This is a genomic window from Paraburkholderia sp. CHISQ3 (assembly GCF_030464945.1).
GTDB classification, from domain to species: domain Bacteria; phylum Pseudomonadota; class Gammaproteobacteria; order Burkholderiales; family Burkholderiaceae; genus Paraburkholderia; species Paraburkholderia megapolitana.
In genome coordinates this window covers 66,692-86,065 of sequence record NZ_JALPRG010000016.1, presented here as the reverse complement: position 1 = coordinate 86,065, position 19,374 = coordinate 66,692, and the positions used below count along the sequence as shown (strand labels likewise).

Annotated in this window: 25 protein-coding genes; 1 reads left to right on the top strand and 24 read right to left on the bottom strand. The window is 62.9% G+C overall.

All coding sequences use genetic code 11. From position 1 onward, the window contains the following. Positions 1–13: 13 nt before the first annotated feature. From M0D65_RS30350 to M0D65_RS30340, 3 genes are all read right to left on the bottom strand, one after another. Positions 14–1,393: a cytochrome bc complex cytochrome b subunit gene (locus tag M0D65_RS30350; RefSeq protein ID WP_266255799.1), complete on the bottom strand. Its 1,380-nt coding sequence runs from the start codon at positions 1,391–1,393 to the stop codon at positions 14–16. Next, positions 1,393–2,013, bottom strand: a complete 621-nt coding sequence (gene petA, locus M0D65_RS30345; protein WP_091019770.1) for a ubiquinol-cytochrome c reductase iron-sulfur subunit — start codon at positions 2,011–2,013, stop codon at positions 1,393–1,395. Before petA ends, M0D65_RS30350 begins: the two co-directional genes overlap by 1 nt. A 206-nt stretch (positions 2,014–2,219) precedes the next feature. Then, a complete protein-coding gene (locus M0D65_RS30340) occupies positions 2,220–2,969 on the bottom strand; it encodes a Nif3-like dinuclear metal center hexameric protein (protein WP_091019765.1) in 750 nt (249 codons plus the stop codon). An 18-nt stretch (positions 2,970–2,987) separates the two neighbouring features. On the opposite strand from M0D65_RS30340, the gene M0D65_RS30335 reads away from it, so the two are divergent. Next, positions 2,988–4,208, top strand: coding sequence for a Do family serine endopeptidase (locus M0D65_RS30335; RefSeq protein ID WP_091019764.1), 1,221 nt, complete (start codon positions 2,988–2,990; stop codon positions 4,206–4,208). 99 nt (positions 4,209–4,307) lie between these two features. Here the strand turns inward: M0D65_RS30335 and tatC are convergent, their stop codons facing one another. The 21 genes from tatC to M0D65_RS30230 form a co-directional block, all read right to left on the bottom strand. Beyond that, positions 4,308–5,093 carry a twin-arginine translocase subunit TatC gene (gene tatC, locus M0D65_RS30330; RefSeq protein ID WP_091019763.1) on the bottom strand — a complete coding sequence of 262 codons (786 nt, stop codon included), beginning with the start codon at positions 5,091–5,093 and terminating at the stop codon, positions 4,308–4,310. 37 nt (positions 5,094–5,130) lie between these two features. Then, a complete protein-coding gene (gene tatB, locus M0D65_RS30325) occupies positions 5,131–5,655 on the bottom strand; it encodes a Sec-independent protein translocase protein TatB (RefSeq protein ID WP_266255797.1) in 525 nt (174 codons plus the stop codon). Positions 5,656–5,692: 37 nt separating this feature from the next. Then, on the bottom strand, positions 5,693–5,926 hold the full coding sequence (gene tatA, locus M0D65_RS30320; protein ID WP_091019761.1) for a Sec-independent protein translocase subunit TatA: 234 nt from the start codon (positions 5,924–5,926) through the stop codon (positions 5,693–5,695). Between the two features lie 240 nt (positions 5,927–6,166). Beyond that, positions 6,167–6,532 (bottom strand): histidine triad nucleotide-binding protein, encoded by a 366-nt coding sequence (locus M0D65_RS30315; protein WP_266255795.1) that lies wholly within the window; start codon positions 6,530–6,532, stop codon positions 6,167–6,169. Positions 6,533–6,574: 42 nt separating this feature from the next. After that, positions 6,575–6,970 (bottom strand): DUF4870 domain-containing protein, encoded by a 396-nt coding sequence (locus tag M0D65_RS30310; RefSeq protein WP_266255794.1) that lies wholly within the window; start codon positions 6,968–6,970, stop codon positions 6,575–6,577. 57 nt (positions 6,971–7,027) lie between these two features. Further along, a complete protein-coding gene (locus M0D65_RS30305; RefSeq protein WP_091019927.1) occupies positions 7,028–7,393 on the bottom strand; it encodes a phosphoribosyl-ATP diphosphatase in 366 nt (121 codons plus the stop codon). Between the two features lie 5 nt (positions 7,394–7,398). Further along, on the bottom strand, positions 7,399–7,806 hold the full coding sequence (gene hisI, locus M0D65_RS30300; protein WP_091019757.1) for a phosphoribosyl-AMP cyclohydrolase: 408 nt from the start codon (positions 7,804–7,806) through the stop codon (positions 7,399–7,401). 1 nt (position 7,807) lies between these two features. Then, on the bottom strand, positions 7,808–8,581 hold the full coding sequence (hisF, locus tag M0D65_RS30295; RefSeq protein ID WP_266255793.1) for an imidazole glycerol phosphate synthase subunit HisF: 774 nt from the start codon (positions 8,579–8,581) through the stop codon (positions 7,808–7,810). A gap of 206 nt (positions 8,582–8,787) precedes the next feature. Further along, positions 8,788–9,540, bottom strand: a complete 753-nt coding sequence (gene hisA / locus M0D65_RS30290; protein ID WP_096722859.1) for a 1-(5-phosphoribosyl)-5-[(5-phosphoribosylamino)methylideneamino]imidazole-4-carboxamide isomerase — start codon at positions 9,538–9,540, stop codon at positions 8,788–8,790. A gap of 189 nt (positions 9,541–9,729) precedes the next feature. After that, positions 9,730–10,371 carry an imidazole glycerol phosphate synthase subunit HisH gene (gene hisH / locus M0D65_RS30285; protein WP_091019751.1) on the bottom strand — a complete coding sequence of 214 codons (642 nt, stop codon included), beginning with the start codon at positions 10,369–10,371 and terminating at the stop codon, positions 9,730–9,732. Next, entirely contained in the window at positions 10,368–10,988 is a 621-nt protein-coding gene (locus M0D65_RS30280; RefSeq protein WP_096722855.1) for a YchE family NAAT transporter, read from the bottom strand. The genes hisH and M0D65_RS30280 overlap by 4 nt, the downstream gene beginning before the upstream one ends. Before the next feature lie 54 nt (positions 10,989–11,042). Further along, positions 11,043–11,630: an imidazoleglycerol-phosphate dehydratase HisB gene (gene hisB / locus M0D65_RS30275; RefSeq protein WP_266255792.1), complete on the bottom strand. Its 588-nt coding sequence runs from the start codon at positions 11,628–11,630 to the stop codon at positions 11,043–11,045. A 57-nt stretch (positions 11,631–11,687) separates the two neighbouring features. Beyond that, positions 11,688–12,758 (bottom strand): histidinol-phosphate transaminase, encoded by a 1,071-nt coding sequence (gene hisC, locus M0D65_RS30270; RefSeq protein ID WP_266255790.1) that lies wholly within the window; start codon positions 12,756–12,758, stop codon positions 11,688–11,690. Between the two features lie 112 nt (positions 12,759–12,870). Then, positions 12,871–14,193 (bottom strand): histidinol dehydrogenase, encoded by a 1,323-nt coding sequence (gene hisD, locus M0D65_RS30265; protein ID WP_266255788.1) that lies wholly within the window; start codon positions 14,191–14,193, stop codon positions 12,871–12,873. Positions 14,194–14,224: 31 nt separating this feature from the next. After that, positions 14,225–14,923: an ATP phosphoribosyltransferase gene (gene hisG / locus M0D65_RS30260; RefSeq protein ID WP_266255786.1), complete on the bottom strand. Its 699-nt coding sequence runs from the start codon at positions 14,921–14,923 to the stop codon at positions 14,225–14,227. Next, a complete protein-coding gene (murA, locus tag M0D65_RS30255) occupies positions 14,920–16,182 on the bottom strand; it encodes a UDP-N-acetylglucosamine 1-carboxyvinyltransferase (protein WP_266255785.1) in 1,263 nt (420 codons plus the stop codon). Before murA ends, hisG begins: the two co-directional genes overlap by 4 nt. Before the next feature lie 139 nt (positions 16,183–16,321). Next, positions 16,322–16,561, bottom strand: coding sequence for a BolA family protein (locus M0D65_RS30250; protein ID WP_096722849.1), 240 nt, complete (start codon positions 16,559–16,561; stop codon positions 16,322–16,324). 13 nt (positions 16,562–16,574) lie between these two features. Continuing rightward, complete coding sequence (locus M0D65_RS30245; protein WP_091019736.1) at positions 16,575–17,339, bottom strand: ABC transporter permease; 765 nt, start codon at positions 17,337–17,339, stop codon at positions 16,575–16,577. Further along, a complete protein-coding gene (locus tag M0D65_RS30240) occupies positions 17,336–18,262 on the bottom strand; it encodes an ABC transporter ATP-binding protein (RefSeq protein WP_266255784.1) in 927 nt (308 codons plus the stop codon). Before M0D65_RS30240 ends, M0D65_RS30245 begins: the two co-directional genes overlap by 4 nt. Before the next feature lie 187 nt (positions 18,263–18,449). Next, a complete protein-coding gene (locus tag M0D65_RS30235; RefSeq protein WP_091019923.1) occupies positions 18,450–18,695 on the bottom strand; it encodes a lipid asymmetry maintenance protein MlaB in 246 nt (81 codons plus the stop codon). A 20-nt stretch (positions 18,696–18,715) separates the two neighbouring features. Then, positions 18,716–19,345 carry a phospholipid-binding protein MlaC gene (locus M0D65_RS30230; protein ID WP_091019732.1) on the bottom strand — a complete coding sequence of 210 codons (630 nt, stop codon included), beginning with the start codon at positions 19,343–19,345 and terminating at the stop codon, positions 18,716–18,718. Between the last annotated feature and the right edge of the window lie 29 nt (positions 19,346–19,374).

Below are 19,374 nucleotides of genomic sequence, written 5' to 3'. Positions count from 1 at the left end.
CTCCTCGCTCGCATTAATGGGGCTTGAACTGCACGCGCTCAGGTGGCTGCTTGAACTTGCCAAGCCGCGTCCAGAAAGGCATGCCGAGGAAAAACGCGAAGTAGATGATGGCGCAGATCTGCGCAATCAACGTCGCGGCGGGCGATACAGGGCGCGTTCCGAGGAATCCCAGCGTCAGGAAAATCAGCACGAAGATGCCGTAGAACACCTTGTGGAACAGCGGCCGGTAACGGATCGACTTCACCGGCGAGCGGTCCAGCCACGGCAGGAAGAACAGCGATACCACCGCGCCGCCCATCACCACCACGCCCCAGAACTTCGACTGCGTGAAGTACATGGCCAGAATGACCAGCACGGCCAGCACCGGCAGACCCAGGCGCCACTTGCCGCGCGCCCGCATCAGCGCGAGCACGCCGAGCAGCGCGATCACGATCATCAGCACGATCTTGAATGGATCGGTGGTGGCGCGCAGCATCGCGTAGAACGCCGTGAAGTACCAGACCGGGGCGATTTCCGGCGGCGTCTGCAGCGGGTTGGCCGGGATGAAGTTGTTGGCTTCGAGGAAGTACCCGCCCATTTCCGGTGCAAGGAAAATGATCGCCGCGAAGATCATCAGGAATACGCAGACCCCGAGGAAATCGTGCACCGAGTAGTACGGGTGGAACGGGATGCCGTCGAGCGGAATACCCTTCGCATCTTTCTTCGCCTTGATCTCGATGCCGTCCGGGTTGTTCGAGCCGACTTCGTGCAACGCCACCAGGTGCGCCACCACCAGCCCGATCAGCACCAGCGGGATCGCGATCACGTGGAACGCGAAAAAGCGGTTCAGCGTGACGTCGGACACGACGTAGTCGCCGCGGATCCACAGCGACAGATCCGGACCGATGAACGGAATCGCCGAGAACAGGTTCACGATCACCTGCGCGCCCCAGAACGACATCTGTCCCCAGGGCAGCAGGTAGCCGAAGAACGCCTCGGCCATCAGGCACAGGAAGATCGCGCAGCCGAAGACCCACACCAGTTCGCGCGGTTTGCGGTACGAGCCGTACAGCAGGCCGCGGAACATATGCAGATACACGACGACGAAGAACATCGATGCGCCGGTGGAGTGCATGTAGCGGATCAGCCAGCCCCACGGCACGTCCCGCATGATGTACTCGACCGAAGCGAACGCGAGCGTCGCATCGGGCTTGTAGTTCATCGTGAGAAAGATGCCGGTGACGATCTGGTTGACCAGCACCAGCAGCGCCAGCGAGCCGAAGAAGTACCAGAAATTGAAGTTCTTCGGCGCGTAGTACTCGGAAACGTGCTTCTTCCAGGTCGACGTCAGCGGAAACCGCCGATCGATCCATCCAAGCAGCCCGGTCGTCTCTACCTCGTGTTCGGTCGCCATTACGCTTCTCCTTTCTCGTCCCTGCCGATCACAACCGAATGCTCGGACGTGAACATATAGGGCGGGATATCGAGGTTCTGCGGCGCAGGTTTGTTCTTGAAGACGCGACCGTCGAGATCATAGGTCGAGCCGTGACACGGGCACAGGAAGCCGCCTGGCCAGTCGTCGGGAAGATTGGCCTGCGGGCCCTCCTGGAAGCGCTGCGTCGGCGTGCAGCCCAGATGCGTGCACACCGCGACGACGACAAGAATGTTCTTGTGTTCGGCCCGTGAGCGGAATTCGTTATTGCAGTACTCCGGCAGGGGCATCGAAAACGGATGATCTGTATGGGGATCGGCTAGTTCTTTATCGGCTTTCTGGACGTCGGCGAGCATTTCGTCGGTGCGGTTCAGGATCCAGACGGGCTTGCCGCGCCACGCGACGGTGAGCATGTCGCCAGGCTTCAGGTTGCTGATATCGACTTCGACCGGTGCTCCGGCTGCTTTTGCTTTTTCAGATGGTGCAAACGAACTAACAAAGGGTACGACAGTGGCAACGCCTCCAATACCACCTGCTACGGTCGTCGCAATCAGCCAGGTACGACGGCTGTTGTCGACGCGCTCATCTTCCTTGTCTCGCATCACAAGCCCCACTTCTGAGTTGGATTTTTCCTTCACGTCTCTTCTACCGCCGCTAGTTTGCTCGAATGGAGTCAGCATTTACAAGGGCCGATTGCCAAAAACCGTGCGAAGTCGTTGATGCGCCAGGGTTTCCACCGACACATAACAAACTTTTTGTCGGCTCCTTTTAAGCGTTCCCTCCGTTTTCGAACCTTTTCGGTCGGTAATCAAACCGGATTATCGATATCGATAAATAGATGCTCGACGTCGAACGTCTCGGAAATATGCGTACCGAGTGATTGAACACCGTAACGCTCGGTGGCGTGATGGCCGGCCGCGATAAACGCGACGCCACTTTCCGCCGCCGTGTGCGCGACCGGTTCAGATACTTCGCCGGTCAGGTAGACGTCGGCGCCGGCGTCGATCGCCGCGTCGAAGTAACCCTGTGCCGCCCCGGTGCACCAACCGATGCGCCGTAGTTCGCGGTCGGGGTCGCCGAATACGAGCGGTGTGCGGCCGAGCGTCTGCTCGACCTCCGCGGTGAAGTGGGCAAGCGAGAGCGGCATCGGCAGCGTGCTCAGCCAGCCGAGCTGGTTGTCGCCGAAGCGGATGTCGTCGGCGATCAGGCCGAGCCGGGCGCCCAGCTGCGCGTTGTTGCCGTACTCGCGATGGTCGTCGAGCGGCAGGTGGTATGCGAACAGATTGAGGTCGTTGGCGAGCAGCAGCTTGAGCCGCCGGTATTTGCGTCCGGTGATCGGCGCCGCCTCGTTGCGCCAGAAATAGCCGTGGTGGACCAGCACGGCGTCCGCGCCCCATTCGAGCGCCGCTTCGAGAAACGCCAGCGAAGCCGTGACGCCCGTTGCGAGCTTCTTGACCCGCCGGCGCCCTTCCACCTGTAGCCCATTGGGGCAATAGTCCTTGAACCGCGCCGTTTCCAGAACGTTGTTCAAGTACAATTCGAGTTCGATCCGATCCATATAAACCTCTAATTTCAGATGCTTAGACGCTTCTGGCTGTTCTTCGCCCAAGCGGTGACCGTGCTTCTGGCGCTGATGTTCATCGTTGCGACCCTCAAGCCGCAATGGCTGCAGCGGCAAGGTCAGTTCGGCAAGCAGCTCGCCGAACCGATCGTCGCGCTGCGGGAAGTGGCGCCAGGCATCGGCGGCGGTCCTGCGCAGGCGTCGTATGCAGACGCGGCGCATAAGGCCATGCCCGCGGTCGTCAACGTGTTTTCCAGCAAGGACGGATCGCTGCCGCCCGACCCGCGGGCGAAAGATCCGCTGTTTCGCTACTTCTTCGGCGACAAGAACAACAACCGCAAGCAACAGGATCAGCCCGCGGCGAATCTTGGCTCGGGTGTCATCGTGAGTTCGGAAGGTTACATTCTAACGAACCAGCACGTCGTCGACGGCGCGGACCAGATCGAAATCGCGCTGTCGGACGGCCGCACGACCAACGCGAAAGTGATCGGCGTCGATCCCGAAACCGATCTGGCCGTGCTGAAGATCAACATGACGAATCTGCCCGCCATCACGCTCGGCCGGATGGATCAGACCCGCGTGGGCGACGTCGTGCTCGCGATCGGCAATCCGTTCGGCGTCGGGCAGACCGTGACGATGGGTATCGTCAGCGCGCTCGGCCGCAACCACCTCGGCATCAATACGTTCGAAAACTTCATCCAGACCGATGCGGCGATCAACCCGGGCAACTCGGGCGGCGCGCTGGTCGACGTGAACGGCAATCTGCTCGGCATCAATACCGCCATCTATTCGCGCTCGGGCGGCTCGCTCGGGATCGGCTTCGCGATTCCGGTGTCGACGGCGCGCACCGTGCTGGAAAGCATCATCACGACGGGCTCGGTCACGCGTGGCTGGATCGGCGTCGAGCCGCAGGACGTGACGCCGGAAATCGCCGAGTCGTTCGGGCTCGAGCAGAAGTCGGGGGCGATCGTCGCGGGTGTGCTGAAGGGCGGACCGGCCGACAAGGCGGGCATCAAGCCCGGCGACATCCTGATGAGCGTGAACGGGCAGGACATCACCGACACGACGAGTCTGCTGAACGTGATCGCGCAGATCAAGCCGGGCGCCGACGCGAAGGTCCATGTGGTGCGCAAGAATCGTGAGCAGGACCTGAACGTGACGATCGGCAAGCGGCCACCGCCGCCGAAGCAGGCAACCGACGACAACAGCAACGATAACGACGACGACGGCGGCTAAGCGGCAGCGCCGTGCGCGATGCACGCGGTGCGTATGATCCGCGCACCAAACAAAAAGGGCAGCTCGCGTAGCTGCCCTTTCTCGTTCAGTGGATACCGTTCAGCTCTCGCTCTTCGGTTCCTCGTCCGGCGATACCGGCTCCGGCCTCTTGACGAAGAGCCGCGCCGCGATGATCCCCGCCTCGTAGAGCACGATCAGCGGCACCGCGAGAATCAGCTGCGAGAACACGTCAGGCGGCGTAACCACAGCCGATACGACGAACGCCCCGACGATCACATACGGCCGGATCTCCTTGAGCTTCTTCACCGTCAGAATGCCCATGCGCACGAGCAGCACGACGACGATCGGCACCTCGAACGTCACCCCGAACGCGACGAACATCGTCAGGACGAAGCTCAGGTAATTGTCGATGTCGGTGTTCATTTCCGCGCCGAGCGGCGCGTTGTAGTGCGCCATCACGTGGAAGATGGTCGGGAACACCACGAAATACGCGAACGCCATGCCGCACAGAAACAGCGTATAGCTGCTGGCGACGAGCGGCATGACCAGCTTCTTTTCGTGCTGGTACAGCCCCGGCGCGACGAACGCCCAGATCTGGTACAGCACGACCGGCAGCGCAATCACCAGGGCCACCAGCATGGTCACCTTCATCGGCACGAAGAACGAGCCGGTGACGTCGGTGACGATCATCTTGCCGTTGGCCGGCAGGTTCATCATCAGCGGCCGCGCGAGCAGCCTGAAGATGTCCGGCGCCCAGTAAACCAGCCCGAGGAATACGACGATGACCGAAATGCCGGCGCGGATGATACGGTCGCGCAGTTCGACGAGATGCGAGATGAAGGTCTCTTCGTTGCCTTCAGTCTGGGTTTGTTGCGGGTCGCTCACAACGGCCCTCGGTAGGAGATGGGGGAGGCGCGGGACATCAGAAGAAGCGGGTCGGACGACGCAGGCTCACCGGCGTGTGGCGCGCCACCCGTGCCGCCCCTGATTGCACGCGGGTGCGGCGTAACGTCGCACGCTTGTACCAGGTCGGTGCCGCGGTCTGCTTGACGCGCCAGTTCTTGCGTTTTGGCGGCGCTGCAAAGCTGCTGCGCCACGACACGCCACCGTCCGAGAAACCGGAATCGCTCGAAGCGCTCGCCATGTCGGACGATACCGAGGTGCCCGCGCTCCATGCATCGTTGAGTTCGGTTTCGGTCTTGCGCAGGTTGTCGTGCACGGTGTTGCTGACGTTCTGCGCTGCCGATTCGAACTCGGTCTTCATGCGGCGCAGTTCGTCGAGTTCAATCTCGCGCGTGACTTCCGCCTTGACGTCGTTGATATAGCGTTGCGCGCGCCCGAACAGCGCGCCCGCGGTGCGTGCGACGCGCGGCAGGCGCTCCGGCCCGAGCACGACCAGTGCGACGACGCCGATCAGCGCCATCTTGGTAAGACCGAGATCGAGCATGAAGCGTGATATCCGTCAGTGCGCGAGTGGCCGCGGCTTAGCGGGAGTCGCCGGCATTCGGCGCTTTTTCTTTTGCATCGACATCGACGGTGCCGCTACGCGGCAGTTCGCGCTGCGTTGCGTCGGCCGTTTCGCTTTCCTTCATACCTTCCTTGAAGCCCTTCACCGCTCCACCCAGATCGGTGCCGATGTTACGCAGCTTCTTCGTGCCGAATACGAGCGCGACGATCAGCAGAACGATCAACCAGTGCCAAATACTCAACGAACCCATGAAAACTCTCCTTAACCCCGCTGTTGCGTATCGACGCAACGGAACACGGTGTGCCTTGCGGCCTGTTGCGAAGCCGAGGCTTCGTCCTTCTGTTACTGCCCGACCCGGGCGGCGCGCCATTATCGCGTGCGATCGCGTCGGCGGCGTTACAGAGATACAAAAATCTCCGGTCGTACCTGCGCAGCCCGAAAACCGTACTGGATGCGAAAAACCGGCGATTTATGCCGATCTAGCGCGCTTTTACCCCATCCGCTGCCACGGACGCGGCCCCGCGATCAGATGCGCATGCAGGTGATACACCTCCTGCCCGCCGCCGGGACCCGTATTAATCACCGTACGAAAACCGGTTTCTCCGCCCGTATAGGCTACGCCGAGCTGCTTCGCGAGCCGCGCGACCAGAATCATCATTTTACCAAGCAGCGGTGCATCGCTTTCGGTGCAGTCCGACAGCGTTGCGATGTGCTTGCGCGGGATCACCAGCACATGCGTTTCGGCGGCAGGATGGATGTCTTTGAACGCGACGAACTCGTCGTCTTCGTGCACGCGGGTCGACGGAATCTCGCCGGCGGCGATCTTGCAGAAAAGGCAGTTCGGATCGTGGCTCATGGTTTTCCTGGTACGCGGGCGCGTGCGACTTCTAACGCAACGTTAGAAGAAGCTACGCGGATTCTGCAGCGGCTTGTTGTCGTACAGATACAGCCAGCCTTTGATGATACGGTACAACGTCCAGATTCCGACAGCCCAGAGCACTGGAATGCCGATCACCACGAAAAGCAGCACCCCGCCGATCACATAGCCAAGCAGGCAGAACCAGAACGTGCGGATCTGCCACGTGAAATGCGCTTCGTACGGTGTGCCATCCGCATCCTGCCGCTTCAGGTAGTTGATGATGATCGCAATGAGCACCGACACGCCGCCAGTCAGGAAGTGCACCGCGTACAGCCCGTACAGGACGTGCGTCAGCGTACGCAGCCTGCGCTCCTGCTCGGCATCGAGTTCAGCGGGGTAAGACGGCGGCGGATAACCGCCCTGCGACTGTTCCATGCTTGCGTCCTCCTTCAGGTATATCCATCGGCAAAGCAAGCTAGCTGCACGATGCGCTCAGTCACCGCTCTCTTCGCGCTCACGACTCTTGCGCAGCGCTTTTTCCTCGATGCCCGACGTACCCTCGCGCCGTTCGAGTTCCGCGAGGACGTCCGCGGGGCTCAGATCGAAGTGCGACAGCATCACGAGACAATGAAACCACAGGTCGGCCACCTCACCGACCAGCGCAGTCGGCGCGCCGCCCTGGCGCACGTCCTTCGCGGCGAGCACGACTTCGGTCGCCTCTTCGCCGATCTTCTTCAGCACCGCATCGTCGCCCTTGTGAAACAGGCGCGCCACATACGAAGCATCCGGGTCGCCGCCCTTGCGGCCATCGATCACCGCCGCGAGGCGCAGCAGCGTGTCGTTTGTCGATTGGGAGATTTGCGTCATTTGTAGATGTGCTCGGGGTCTTTCAATACGGGCTCGACGGTTGCCCAGTCGCCGTCGTCGACGGTGCCTTCGAATTTCTGGAAGAAGCAGGAGTGACGGCCGGTGTGGCAGGCGATGCCCGACACCTGTTCGACCTTCAGCAGCACCACGTCTTCGTCGCAATCGAGCCGCACTTCATGCACGTGCTGCACGTGGCCCGACTCTTCGCCCTTGAACCACAACCGCTGACGCGAGCGCGAAAAGTACACCGCGCGGCCGGTTTCGATGGTCTTGGCGAGCGCTTCGCGGTTCATCCACGCGAACATCAGCACGTCGTTGCTCGAGGCTTCCTGCGCGATCACCGGCACGAGGCCGTTCGCGTCCCACTTCACCTTGTCGAGCCAGTTGCCTGAAGAGTTCGTCACGTTACAGCCTCACGGAAATGCCCTGCCCGGCCATGAAGCGCTTTGCTTCACCGACCGTGTGTTCGCCATAGTGGAAGATGCTCGCGGCCAGCACCGCATCGGCATGTCCATCCTTGATGCCGTCGGCGAGATGCTGCAGCGAGCCGACGCCGCCCGACGCGATCACCGATACCGGCACCGCGTCCGACACAGCACGCGTGAGCGCCAGATCGAAGCCGCTTTTGGTGCCGTCGCGATCCATGCTGGTGAGCAGGATTTCGCCTGCGCCGAGTTCGGCCATCTTGCGCGCCCACTCGACGACTTCGAGGCCAGTCGCCTTGCGGCCGCCGTGCGTAAACACTTCCCAGCGCGGGGCTTCGTTGTCGGCGGATACGCGCTTTGCGTCGATCGCCACGACGATGCACTGCGAGCCGTATTTGTCGGTGGCATCGCGCACGAGCTGCGGATTCGCCACCGCCGACGAGTTCATGCTGATCTTGTCCGCGCCAGCGTTCAGCAGGCGTCGCACGTCTTCGACCGCGCGCACGCCGCCGCCAACCGTCAGCGGGATGAACACCTGCGATGCGACCGCTTCGATGATCGGCAGGATCAGGTCGCGATGGTCGGAGGTGGCGGTGATGTCGAGGAAGGTGAGTTCGTCGGCGCCCTGTTCGTCGTAGCGCCGCGCGATTTCGACCGGGTCGCCCGCATCGCGCAGTTCGACGAAGTTGACGCCCTTCACCACGCGGCCGGCCGTGACGTCGAGACAGGGGATGATGCGTTTAGCTAGAGCCATGATCTTGCCAATGCTTGCGTATTTCGCAGGTAAATCGCAGGTAAGGCCGCCTGCTTCGGGCGGTGCGGGCGAACCCGTGTGGCGCTACTGCGTCGATAGGTCGAAAAGCCGACGCGCCACCGCAGGCTGCGTGCGCGACGGCCGATGCCGTGTGCAGCAGCGGACTCGCGCGGTTAACGCCCAGGCGTCATTCCTCAGTGTCGTCCTTACGCGTCGTCGGACTCGCGCAGGCGGTCGGCGAGCGTCTGTGCGGCAGCGAAGTCAAGATCGCCCGAATAGATCGCTCGGCCGCAGATCACGCCTTCGATCCCTTCGTCCTCGACTTCGCAGAGCGATTCGATATCGGTCAGATTCGACAGGCCGCCGCTCGCAATGACCGGAATTTTTACCGCACGCGCAAGGCGCACCGTCGCGTCGATGTTGATGCCCTGAAGCATGCCGTCGCGGCCGATGTCCGTGTAAATGATCGACTCGCAGCCGTAGTCCTCGAACTTGCGCGCGAGATCGGCGACTTCGTGGCCGGTGAGCTTGCTCCAGCCGTCGGTGGCGACCTTGCCGTCCTTCGCATCGAGACCGACGATGATATGGCCGCCGAACGCCGTGCAGGCTTCCTGCAGGAAGCCCGGGTTCTTCACCGCCGCCGTGCCGATGATGATGTACGACAGGCCGTCGTCCAGATAACGCTCGATCGTATCGAGGTCGCGGATGCCGCCGCCCAGCTGCACCGGAATCTCGTTGCCGACTTCCTGAATGATCGCGCGAATCGCGTCCTCGTTCTTAGGCTTGCCGGCGAACGCGCCGTTGAGGTCGACGAGATGCAGGCGCCGTGCGCCGCGCTCGACCCAGTGTCGGGCCATCGCCGCCGGTTCCTCGGAGAAAATCGTCGCCTGGTCCATATCGCCCTGTTTAAGGCGTACACACTGACCGTCTTTGAGGTCGATGGCGGGGATCAGCAGCATAGCAATCGGGTGGTGTCTGGGAAGAGGGTTGGATGTTGGCCGGCGCGATGAACGCAAAACCTGCAGGCGCGCCGTTCCGCTAGTTTAGTACAACTCTTTCGGCGCCCTTGCTGGGGCGGCTTGAACGCACCGGCACCGGAGCGGCACGATCGGTGCCGGACAGGCCGCGGCGCAGCGGACGAAAGGCGCTCATGGGTTCCAGTGCACGAAGTTGCGGTACACGCGCAACCCCGCGTCGGCGCTCTTTTCCGGGTGAAACTGGGTGGCAAAAATGTTATCCCGCGCGACCGCCGAGGTAAAGGGCGCGCCGTACACGGTTTCGCCCGACGTATGCGCGGCATTGTCGGGCACGACGTAGTAGCTGTGCACGAAATAAAAAAAGCTGCCGTCCGCGACGCCGTCCCACAACGCATGCGGCTGCGCCTGGCGGACGCGGTTCCAGCCCATCTGCGGCACTTTGAAGCGGGAGCCGTCGTCCTGCACCTGGTTCGCCAGATCGAAGCGCACCACCTTGCCGGGCAAGAGACCAAGCCCGCGCGTGTCGCCCTCGGCGCTCCAGTCGAACAGCATCTGCTCGCCGACGCACACACCGAGCAGCGGCTTGCTGCGCGCGGCTTCGAGCACTGCTTCCTGCAGCCCGGACTCGCCCAGACACCGCATGCAGTCGGGCATCGCGCCCTGTCCCGGCAGCACGACCCGGTCGGCGGCGCGAATCGCTTCGGGCCGGTCGACGATCGCCACGTCGGCCTCGGGGGCGGCTTTCCTCAGCGCCTGCGCGACCGAGCGCAGGTTGCCCATGCCGTAATCCACAATCGCAATCGAAGTTTTCATCTCAAGTTAGGCAGCAACGCCTTCAATCCGTCGACGATGAACTCCACCGCCAGCGCCGACAACATCAAACCCATGAGCCGCGTGCCGATATTGATCCCGGTCTGGCCCACCCAGCGGGCGATCGGTTCGGCGAGCCGCAGCGACAGAAAGCAGATCGCCGCGAGCACCGCGCCGATCGCGATCAGACTGATCCGGTCGTACCAGTGCGCCGAGCCGGCCGCATACACGATGACCGTGCTGATCGCACCGGGACCTGTAAGCAGCGGAATCGCGAGCGGCACGACCGCAACGCTGTTCTTCTGCTCGGCCTCGTCGCGCTCTTCCGGTGTGGAGCGCGAATTGCCGATCTGCGCATTCAGCATGTTGATCGCCATCAGCAGCATGATGATGCCGCCGCCCACTTCGAGCGAGCCGACCGAAATACCGAAGAAGCTGATGATCTGCTGGCCGAGCAGCGTCGTCACGGCGATCACGCAGAACACCGAGATCGCCGCGATGCGAATGGTGTGCTTGCGCTCGCCCTCCGACTGCTGCGACGTAAGGCTCAGAAAGAACGGTATCGCGCCGACCGGATTGATCAGCGCGAGCAGCGAAATAAACGACTTGAGGGTATCCATCGCACGCCGGCCGCGCTGCTGCGCCGCCGGTCCGCTTCGTCAGGGTTCGGGGGCCTAGAGGCTGCCCTTGGTCGACGGAATCTGCCCCGCCGCGCGCTCGTCCAGTTCGGCTGCCATCCGGAGGGCCCGGCCGAACGCCTTGAACACCGTTTCCATCTGGTGATGGGCGTTCAGACCGCGCAGGTTGTCGATATGGAGCGTCACGCCCGCATGATTGACGAAGCCGCGGAAAAATTCGATGGAGAGATCGACGTCGAACGTACCGATGCGCGCGCGCGTGAACGGCACATGGAATTCGAGGCCCGGGCGGCCCGAGAAATCGATCACGACGCGCGACAGCGCTTCGTCGAGCGGCACGTATGCGTGACCGTAGCGGCGAATCCCCTTGCGATCGCCGATCGCCTTCGCGACGGCCTGCCCCAGCGTGATGCCGACGTCTTCGACCGTGTGATGGTCGTCGATATGCAGGTCGCCATGCGCCTCGACTTCGAGATCGATCAGCCCATGCCGTGCAATCTGGTCGAGCATGTGGTCGAGGAACGCCACGCCGGTCGCCAGCTTCTGCTGGCCGGTGCCGTCCAGGTCGATCTTTACACGGATCTGCGTTTCGCTGGTGTTGCGAACGACTTCCGCAAGGCGCATGGTGAATCCTCGAATCGAACTAAAAAGTAAGGTGAAACGAAACAACGTAACCCGGCATCAATGCAGCACGAGTTTCAGCGCGGCGAGCATCTGATCGTTCTGTTCCGGCGAGCCGACCGTCAGACGCACGCAATTTGCGAGCAATGGATGCATTTTACTCACGTTTTTGACAAGAATCCGCGCAGTAAGCAGCGTTTCGAACGCCATTGATGCATCCGGCACACGTACCAGCAGGAAATTGCCCGCGCTCGGGAAGACTTCGGCACCCGGCAGCTGCGCCACCGCTGCGGCCAGTCGCGTGCGCTCCTCGCGAAGCTGCGCCGCCTGCGCGTCGAGCACGTCGACGTGGTCGAGCAGGAAATCGGCGGCGGCCTGGGTCAGGACGTTCACGTTGTACGGCGGCCGTACCTTGTCGAACTCGGTGAGCCATGCCGTCCGGCCGGCCAGATAGCCGAGACGGATGCCGGCAAGCCCGAGTTTCGACACCGTGCGCATCACGACGACGTTGTCGAACTGGTCGGCGCGCGGCAGCCAGCTTTGCTGCGCGAACGGCTGATATGCCTCGTCGATCACGACGAGACTGCGATCGGCCGCGGCGATGATGCGTTCCATGTCGGCTTCGTCGTACAGCGTGCCGGTCGGATTGTTCGGATACGCGAGGTAGATCACGGCCGGCGCGTGCTCGGCGATCGCGGCGAGCATCGCGTCGGCATCGAGCGTGAAATCGGCCTTCAGCGGCACGCCGATAAATTCCAGATGCGCGAACTTCGCCGACATCTGATACATGACGAATCCCGGCACCGGCGCGAGCACCTTCGCGCCCGGGTTCGCGCAAGCCAGCGAAATGATGCTGATGATCTCGTCGGAGCCGTTGCCGAGCAGCACGTCACAGGCGGCCGGCACCTGCATCACCCGTTTGATCTTCTCGATCAGCGCTTCCGGCCGCGGCGCCGGGTAGCGGTTCAGCGCGACACCGGCCAGATGCTCGCCAAGATGCGCGGCCAGCACGGGAGGCAGCGAGAACGGGTTCTCCATCGCGTCCAGCTTTACGAAGCCGGTCGCGTCCGGAACCGGGTAGCTCGTCATCGCGAGTACATCGCGGCGGATGATGTCTTGTGGTGTCGTCATAACGGGGTAAACCGGTCGCATCACGCGCCGGCACAACAAGAGCGACTCGCGGTCGCCCTGTGGTTGGTCGATATTCTCGTTTTAGTACGGTCTTACTGCTGGCCCTGCTCTTTCAACCGGTCTGCTTCATCCGGTACTCGGCGCTGCGTGCATGCGCCTGCAACCCTTCTCCATATGCCAGCTCGGCGGCAATTTCGCCGAGCGTCTGCGCACCCTCGGCGCTGACTTCGATCACGCTCGAGCGCTTGAAGAAATCATAGACACCGAGCGGCGACGAGAACCGTGCGGTGCGAGACGTAGGCAGCACGTGGTTCGGTCCCGCACAGTAGTCGCCAAGGCTTTCGCTCGTGTAACGACCGAGGAAAATCGCACCCGCGTGGCGGATCAACTGGCCCCACTGCTGCGGCTCCAGCGCGGAAATCTCGAGATGCTCCGGGGCGATGTCGTTGGCGATCGCACAGGCTTCCGCCATGTCGCGCACCTTGATCAGCGCGCCACGCCCTTCGAGCGACGCCTGAATCACATCGCGACGCGGCAGCGTGGGCAGCAACTCGGTGATCGCATCCTCGACGCGCGCGATAAACGCGGCGTCCGGACACAGCAGGATCGACTGTGCGAGTTCGTCGTGCTCGGCCTGCGAAAACAGGTCCATCGCGACCCAGCGCGGATCGGTCGTGCCGTCGCACAGCACGAGAATTTCCGACGGACCGGCAATCATGTCGATGCCGACCGTGCCGAACACGCGACGCTTCGCCGACGCGACATAGGCATTACCCGGACCGCAGATCTTGTCGACTGCCGGCACGGTTTTCGTGCCGTACGCGAGCGCCGCCACGGCCTGCGCGCCGCCAATCGTAAACACGCGGTCGACGCCGCCCAGCAGCGCCGCGGCAAGCACGAGCGGATTCTTCACGCCATCGGGCGTCGGCACGACCATCACGATTTCGCGCACACCGGCCACACGCGCCGGAATCGCGTTCATCAGCACCGACGACGGATATGCAGCTTTACCACCCGGCACGTAGATGCCCGCGCGGTCGAGCGGCGTCACCTTCTGGCCGAGCACCGTGCCGTCAGCCTCGGTGTAATGCCAGCTATGGCTGCCGCACTCGATCTTCTGCTTCTCGTGAAACCCGCGTACGCGCGCCGCCGCGGCTTCGAGCGCCGCACGACGCTTCGGCTCCAGCCCTTCGAGCGCCGCTTCCAGCTCAGCCATCGGCAACTCGAGTGCCGAAACGCTAGCCGCGTTCAGACGATCGAAGCGATTCGTGTAGTCGAGCACGGCTGCGTCGCCGCGCGTCTTCACGTCGGCGAGTATCTCCGCGACCGAGCGCTCGATCGCTTCGTCCTCGCTCGCCTCGAACGCGAGCACCGCGTGCAGCGCTTTCTGAAAACCGACAGCGCTGGAATCGAGTTTGCGAATCTTGATAGACATACGAGTATCCGTTTCGGTAAGGCGCGCGCCGTCAGGCCTTCGCGCCGTCGAGCCGCGACGCGCGTTCGAACGCATCGAGGAACGGCCGCAGCGCAGCGCGCTTCAACTTCAGCGCCGCCTGGTTCACCACGAGGCGCGACGAGATCTGCATGATCTCTTCGACTTCGACGAGATCGTTCGCTCGCAGCGTACCACCCGAGCTGACCAGGTCGACAATTGCGTCGGCCAGGCCGACGAGCGGCGCGAGTTCCATCGATCCATACAGCTTGATCAGATCGACGTGCACGCCTTTGGCCGCGAAATGTTCGCGGGCGGTTTCGACGTATTTGGTGGCAACGCGCAGACGCGCACCCTGGCGCACCGCGCTCGCGTAATCGAAGCCCGCCTTGACCGCGACCGACATGCGGCAACGCGCGATGTCGAGATCGACCGGCTGGTACAGGCCGCTGCCGCCGTGTTCGAGCAGCACATCCTTGCCGGCCACGCCGAAATCGGCGGCACCGTATTCGACGTAGGTCGGCACATCGGTGGCACGCACGATGATCACGCGCAGGTTTGGATCGGTGGTGGGCAGGATCAGCTTGCGCGAGGTCTCCGGATCTTCGGCGACTTCGACGCCGGCCGCGGCCAGCAGCGGTAGCGTTTCCTCGAAGATGCGGCCCTTCGACAACGCGAGCGTCAGCGGCGCGCTCGCAGCCGGCGACGACGACGTTTGCGGCAGCGTGCTCATGCTGCCTTCCCCTGAATGCGGCGCACCTGCGCGCCGACCGCCGTGAGCTTCGACTCCATCCGGTCGTAGCCGCGGTCGAGGTGATAGATACGGTCGATCAGCGTTTCGCCGCTCGCGCACAACCCGGCGATCACGAGACTCGCGGAGGCGCGCAGATCGGTTGCCATCACCTTCGCGCCCGACAGCCGCTCGACACCGGTAACGAGCGCGGTCTTGCCGTCGGTCGTAATGTTCGCGCCGAGGCGATTGAGTTCCTGCACGTGCATGAAGCGGTTTTCGAAGATCGTTTCGACAACCTGCGCGGTGCCGTTCGCGACCGTGTTGAGCGCCATGAACTGCGCCTGCATGTCGGTCGGGAACGCCGGGTATTCGGACGTACGGATGTTCACGGCCTGGGCACGCTGGTTCATCCGCACGCGCATCCAGTCGTCGCCTTCTTCGATCGTCACACCGGCTTCACGCAGCTTGTCGGTAACGGCTTCGAGTATCTGCGGACGAACCTTGCGCAACGTAACGTCGCCGCCCGCCGCCGCCACGGCGCACAGGAAGGTGCCAGCTTCGATACGGTCGGGGATCACCGTGTGTTGCGCGCCATGCAGGCTGTCGACGCCCTGGATCACCAGCCGGTCGGTACCGATGCCGTCGATCTTCGCACCCATCGCGACCAGCAGGTTGGCGAGGTCACCGACTTCCGGCTCGCGCGCGGCGTTCTCGATCACCGTTTCGCCGTCGGCGAGCACCGCTGCCATCAGCAGGTTTTCCGTGCCGGTCACGGTGATCATGTCGGTGACGATGCGCGCGCCCTTCAGACGCTTCGCGCGTGCTTCGATGAAGCCGTGCTCGATGGTGATCTCGGCGCCCATCGCCTGCAGCCCCTTGATGTGCTGGTCGACCGGTCGCGCGCCGATCGCGCAGCCGCCGGGCAGCGACACCTTCGCCTCGCCGAAACGGGCCACGAGCGGGCCGAGCACGAGGATCGATGCGCGCATCGTCTTCACGAGCTCGTAAGGCGCGACCGGGTTGGTCACCTTCGAGGCATCGAGTGACACACGCCCCGCGCTGCTTTCGGTACGCACGCCCATCTGGTCGAGCAGCTTCAGGATCGTGCGCACGTCCTGCAGATCGGGCACATTGGTGAGGTGTACGGGCTCCGCGCTCAGCAGACCCGCGCACAGAATGGGCAGCGCGGCGTTCTTCGCGCCCGACACCGTGATCTCACCCGCAAGCCGCTGTCCCCCAACGATAACGAGTTTGTCCATACCAGTCGTTTCCTGATGCGTTTCCTGAGCCGTTGCCGGTTCCGTCCGCGAGCCGTTCGACGCGGCCTGTTGAAGCTCTGCTACGGCGCCGCTCGCTGCGTCGCCGGTGTCCTGTGTCATTCGCACTGAAGTGTCCAGATTATCCGTTTTGCCATTCGGCGGGCGTCAGCGTTTTCATGCTGAGCGCGTGTATTTCTTCGCGCATGCGGTCGCCGAGCGCCGCGTACACGAGTTGATGGCGCTGGATCAGCCGCTTGCCTTCGAAGTCCAGCGAAACGATGGTCGCAAAGAAATGCTGACCGTCGCCTTCGACTTCGAGATGCTGGCAGGGCAACCCGGCCGCGATGTAATTCTTGACCTGTTCGGGAGTCGGCAACATGGAAAGCTCCTCGTCAGTGGCGCAGCTTGTAGCCGGATGCGAGCATGCGCATCGCGATCACGGCCAGCACCACGAAGAAACCGCCGACAATCGCGAGGCTCGCGAGCGGATCGATATCCGCGATCCCGAAGAAGCCAAAGCGAAAGCCGTCGATCATGTAGAAAAAGGGATTCAGCCGCGACACTTCGCGCCAGACCGGCGGCAACGTATGCGTCGAGTAGAACACGCCCGACAGGAACGTGAGCGGCATGATCAGGAAATTCTGGAACGCGGCGAGCTGATCGAATTTCTCCGCCCATATCCCGGCGATCAGCCCGAGCGTGCCGAGAATCGCCGAACCGAGCACGGCGAATCCGACGATATAGAGCGGCGCAGCGAAGTTGAGCGGAATGAACCAGATCGTCACGATGAACACACCGCAGCCGACCGCGAGACCGCGCACCACCGAAGCAAGCACGTAGGCGCCATACATTTCCCACGCCGCGAGCGGTGGCAACAGCACGAACACGAGGTTGCCGGTGATCTTCGACTGGATCAGCGACGACGAGCTGTTCGCGAACGCGTTCTGCAGCACGCTCATCATCACGAGGCCCGGCACCAGAAAGCTCGTGTATTGCACGCCGGGGTAGACCTGCACGTGATCGCGCAGCGCGTGACCGAAGATCGTCAGATACAGCAGCGCGGTGATGACCGGCGCGAGCACCGTCTGGAACGACACCTTCCAGAAGCGCAGGACTTCCTTGTAGAACAGCGTGTGGAATCCGCTATAGCCGCTCATGCAAGCCCCTCGATCACTTCCGGACCGTTCATCACCTGAACGAATACGTCTTCGAGATCGGCTTTGCGGACCTCGATTTCTTCGAATGTACAACCGGCCGCGCGACATTGCGAAAGAATCCGCTCGACGTCGTTGTAGCTGGTCAGACGCAGCAGATGCTGGTGCGGCTGCATCTGCGTCGGATCGACTTCGAGCGGCCGCAGTTCGGCCGGCAGCGCGCCCTGCGCGAAACGTACGAACAACTGGATGCCCGCGAAGCGCTGCAGCAGCGCTGCCGTACGATCGAGCGCCACCACTTCGCCGCGCCGGAGCATCGCGATGCGGTCGCACAACGATTCCGCTTCTTCGAGGTAGTGGGTAGTCAACACGATCGTGTGACCTTCGCGATTCAGGCGCGCGATGAACTTCCACAAGGTCTGGCGCAATTCGACGTCGACGCCGGCGGTCGGCTCGTCGAGCACGATCACGGGCGGCCTGTGCACCAGCGCCTGAGCGACCAGCACGCGGCGCTTCATCCCGCCGGACAGCGCACGCATGTTGGCGTCGGCCTTGTCGGTGAGATCGAGATTCGCCATCACTTCGTCGATCCACGCATCGTTGTTGCGCAGGCCGAAGTAGCCGGACTGGATGCGCAGCGTCTCGCGCACGGTGAAGAACGGATCGAACACGAGTTCCTGGGGCACGACGCCGAGCGCGCGACGCGCTTCGCGGAAATCGCCGACCACGTCGTGGCCGCGCACCGCGATCGAGCCTTCATCGGCCCGCGCGAGACCGGCAAGTATGCTGATGAGCGTCGTCTTGCCCGCGCCGTTCGGGCCGAGCAGCCCGAAGAACTCGCCTTCTTCGATGGCGAGGCTGACGCCCTTGAGCGCCTGCAGATCCTTGTAGCGCTTCTTGACGTTACGAATGTCTATCGCTGGCATGACTGTGCGCCGCTTTCGGCGGCGGCGCCTTTAGGTGCGCAATATGCGGGGAAAAACGGAAATTGGGGCCGGCTCTGCATCGCGATAATCCGCGTGGCAAGCCCCAAAAAAGCCCCTGATTATAGGGCAAAGTCGCTTACCCGACTCTGCCCTGGGCTATTGAAGGCTGGAGGTGACGCGCAGAGCGTCAATGTCGCGACGACAGCAGCGTGTCGACGCCGTAGGCCTGAGCGAGACTGGCGAGCCCCGCTGGAAGATTGACGATATCGAGTGCGGCACCGCGTGCCTGCGCGGCACGCTGCCACGCGAGCAGCACAGCCAGCGCGGACGAATCGAACTGCGTGAGCGGCGCGCAATCGACGCCGGTCGCGCCGCCGGCAATCCGCTCGAGCCCCGCCGCGAGCGCGGCTTTCGCGCTCGCGTGGGTCAGCATGGCGCCGGTTTCGAAGCGGCTCACGACTGCTTGCCCGCAGCCAGTTGCTGGTTACGCTGGGTCAGGAACTGGATCAGGCCGTCGACACCGTGCTGCTGGATCTGCTCGTTGAACTGCTGCTGATACGCCTGGATCAGCCACGCGCCGAGCACGTTGATGTCATACACGCGCCAGCCTTGCGGCGTCTTGTACAGACGGTAGTCGAGCTCGACCGGCGAGCCGTTGTTCATCACCACCGAGCGCACGACGACGTCGGTGTCGTCCGGGCTGGAGCGGAACGGACGGTACTGGATTTCCTGGTTGCGCACCTGGGCCAACGCGCCCGAGTACGTACGGATCAGCAGCATCTTGAACTGCTCGACGATCTGCGCCTGCTGCTCCGGCGTCGCGGTGCGCCAGTTGCGGCCCATGGCCAGTTGCGTCGTGCGATGGAAGTCGGTGTACGGAAGGATCTTTTCGTTGACGAGCTTCGTCACTGCACTGATGTCGCCCTGCTGGATCGACTTGTCGGCCCGCACGGCGTCGATGACCTGTTGCGTGGCGGTCTTGACGAGCGTGTCAGGCGCACTGGTATCGACGCCTTGCGCGAACGCAGCACTGGTGAACGAAAAAAACGCAGCAAACAACGGAATGAGGAATAGTTTTTTCATATAAAGCCTGCAAGAGAATGAGCGCCTAT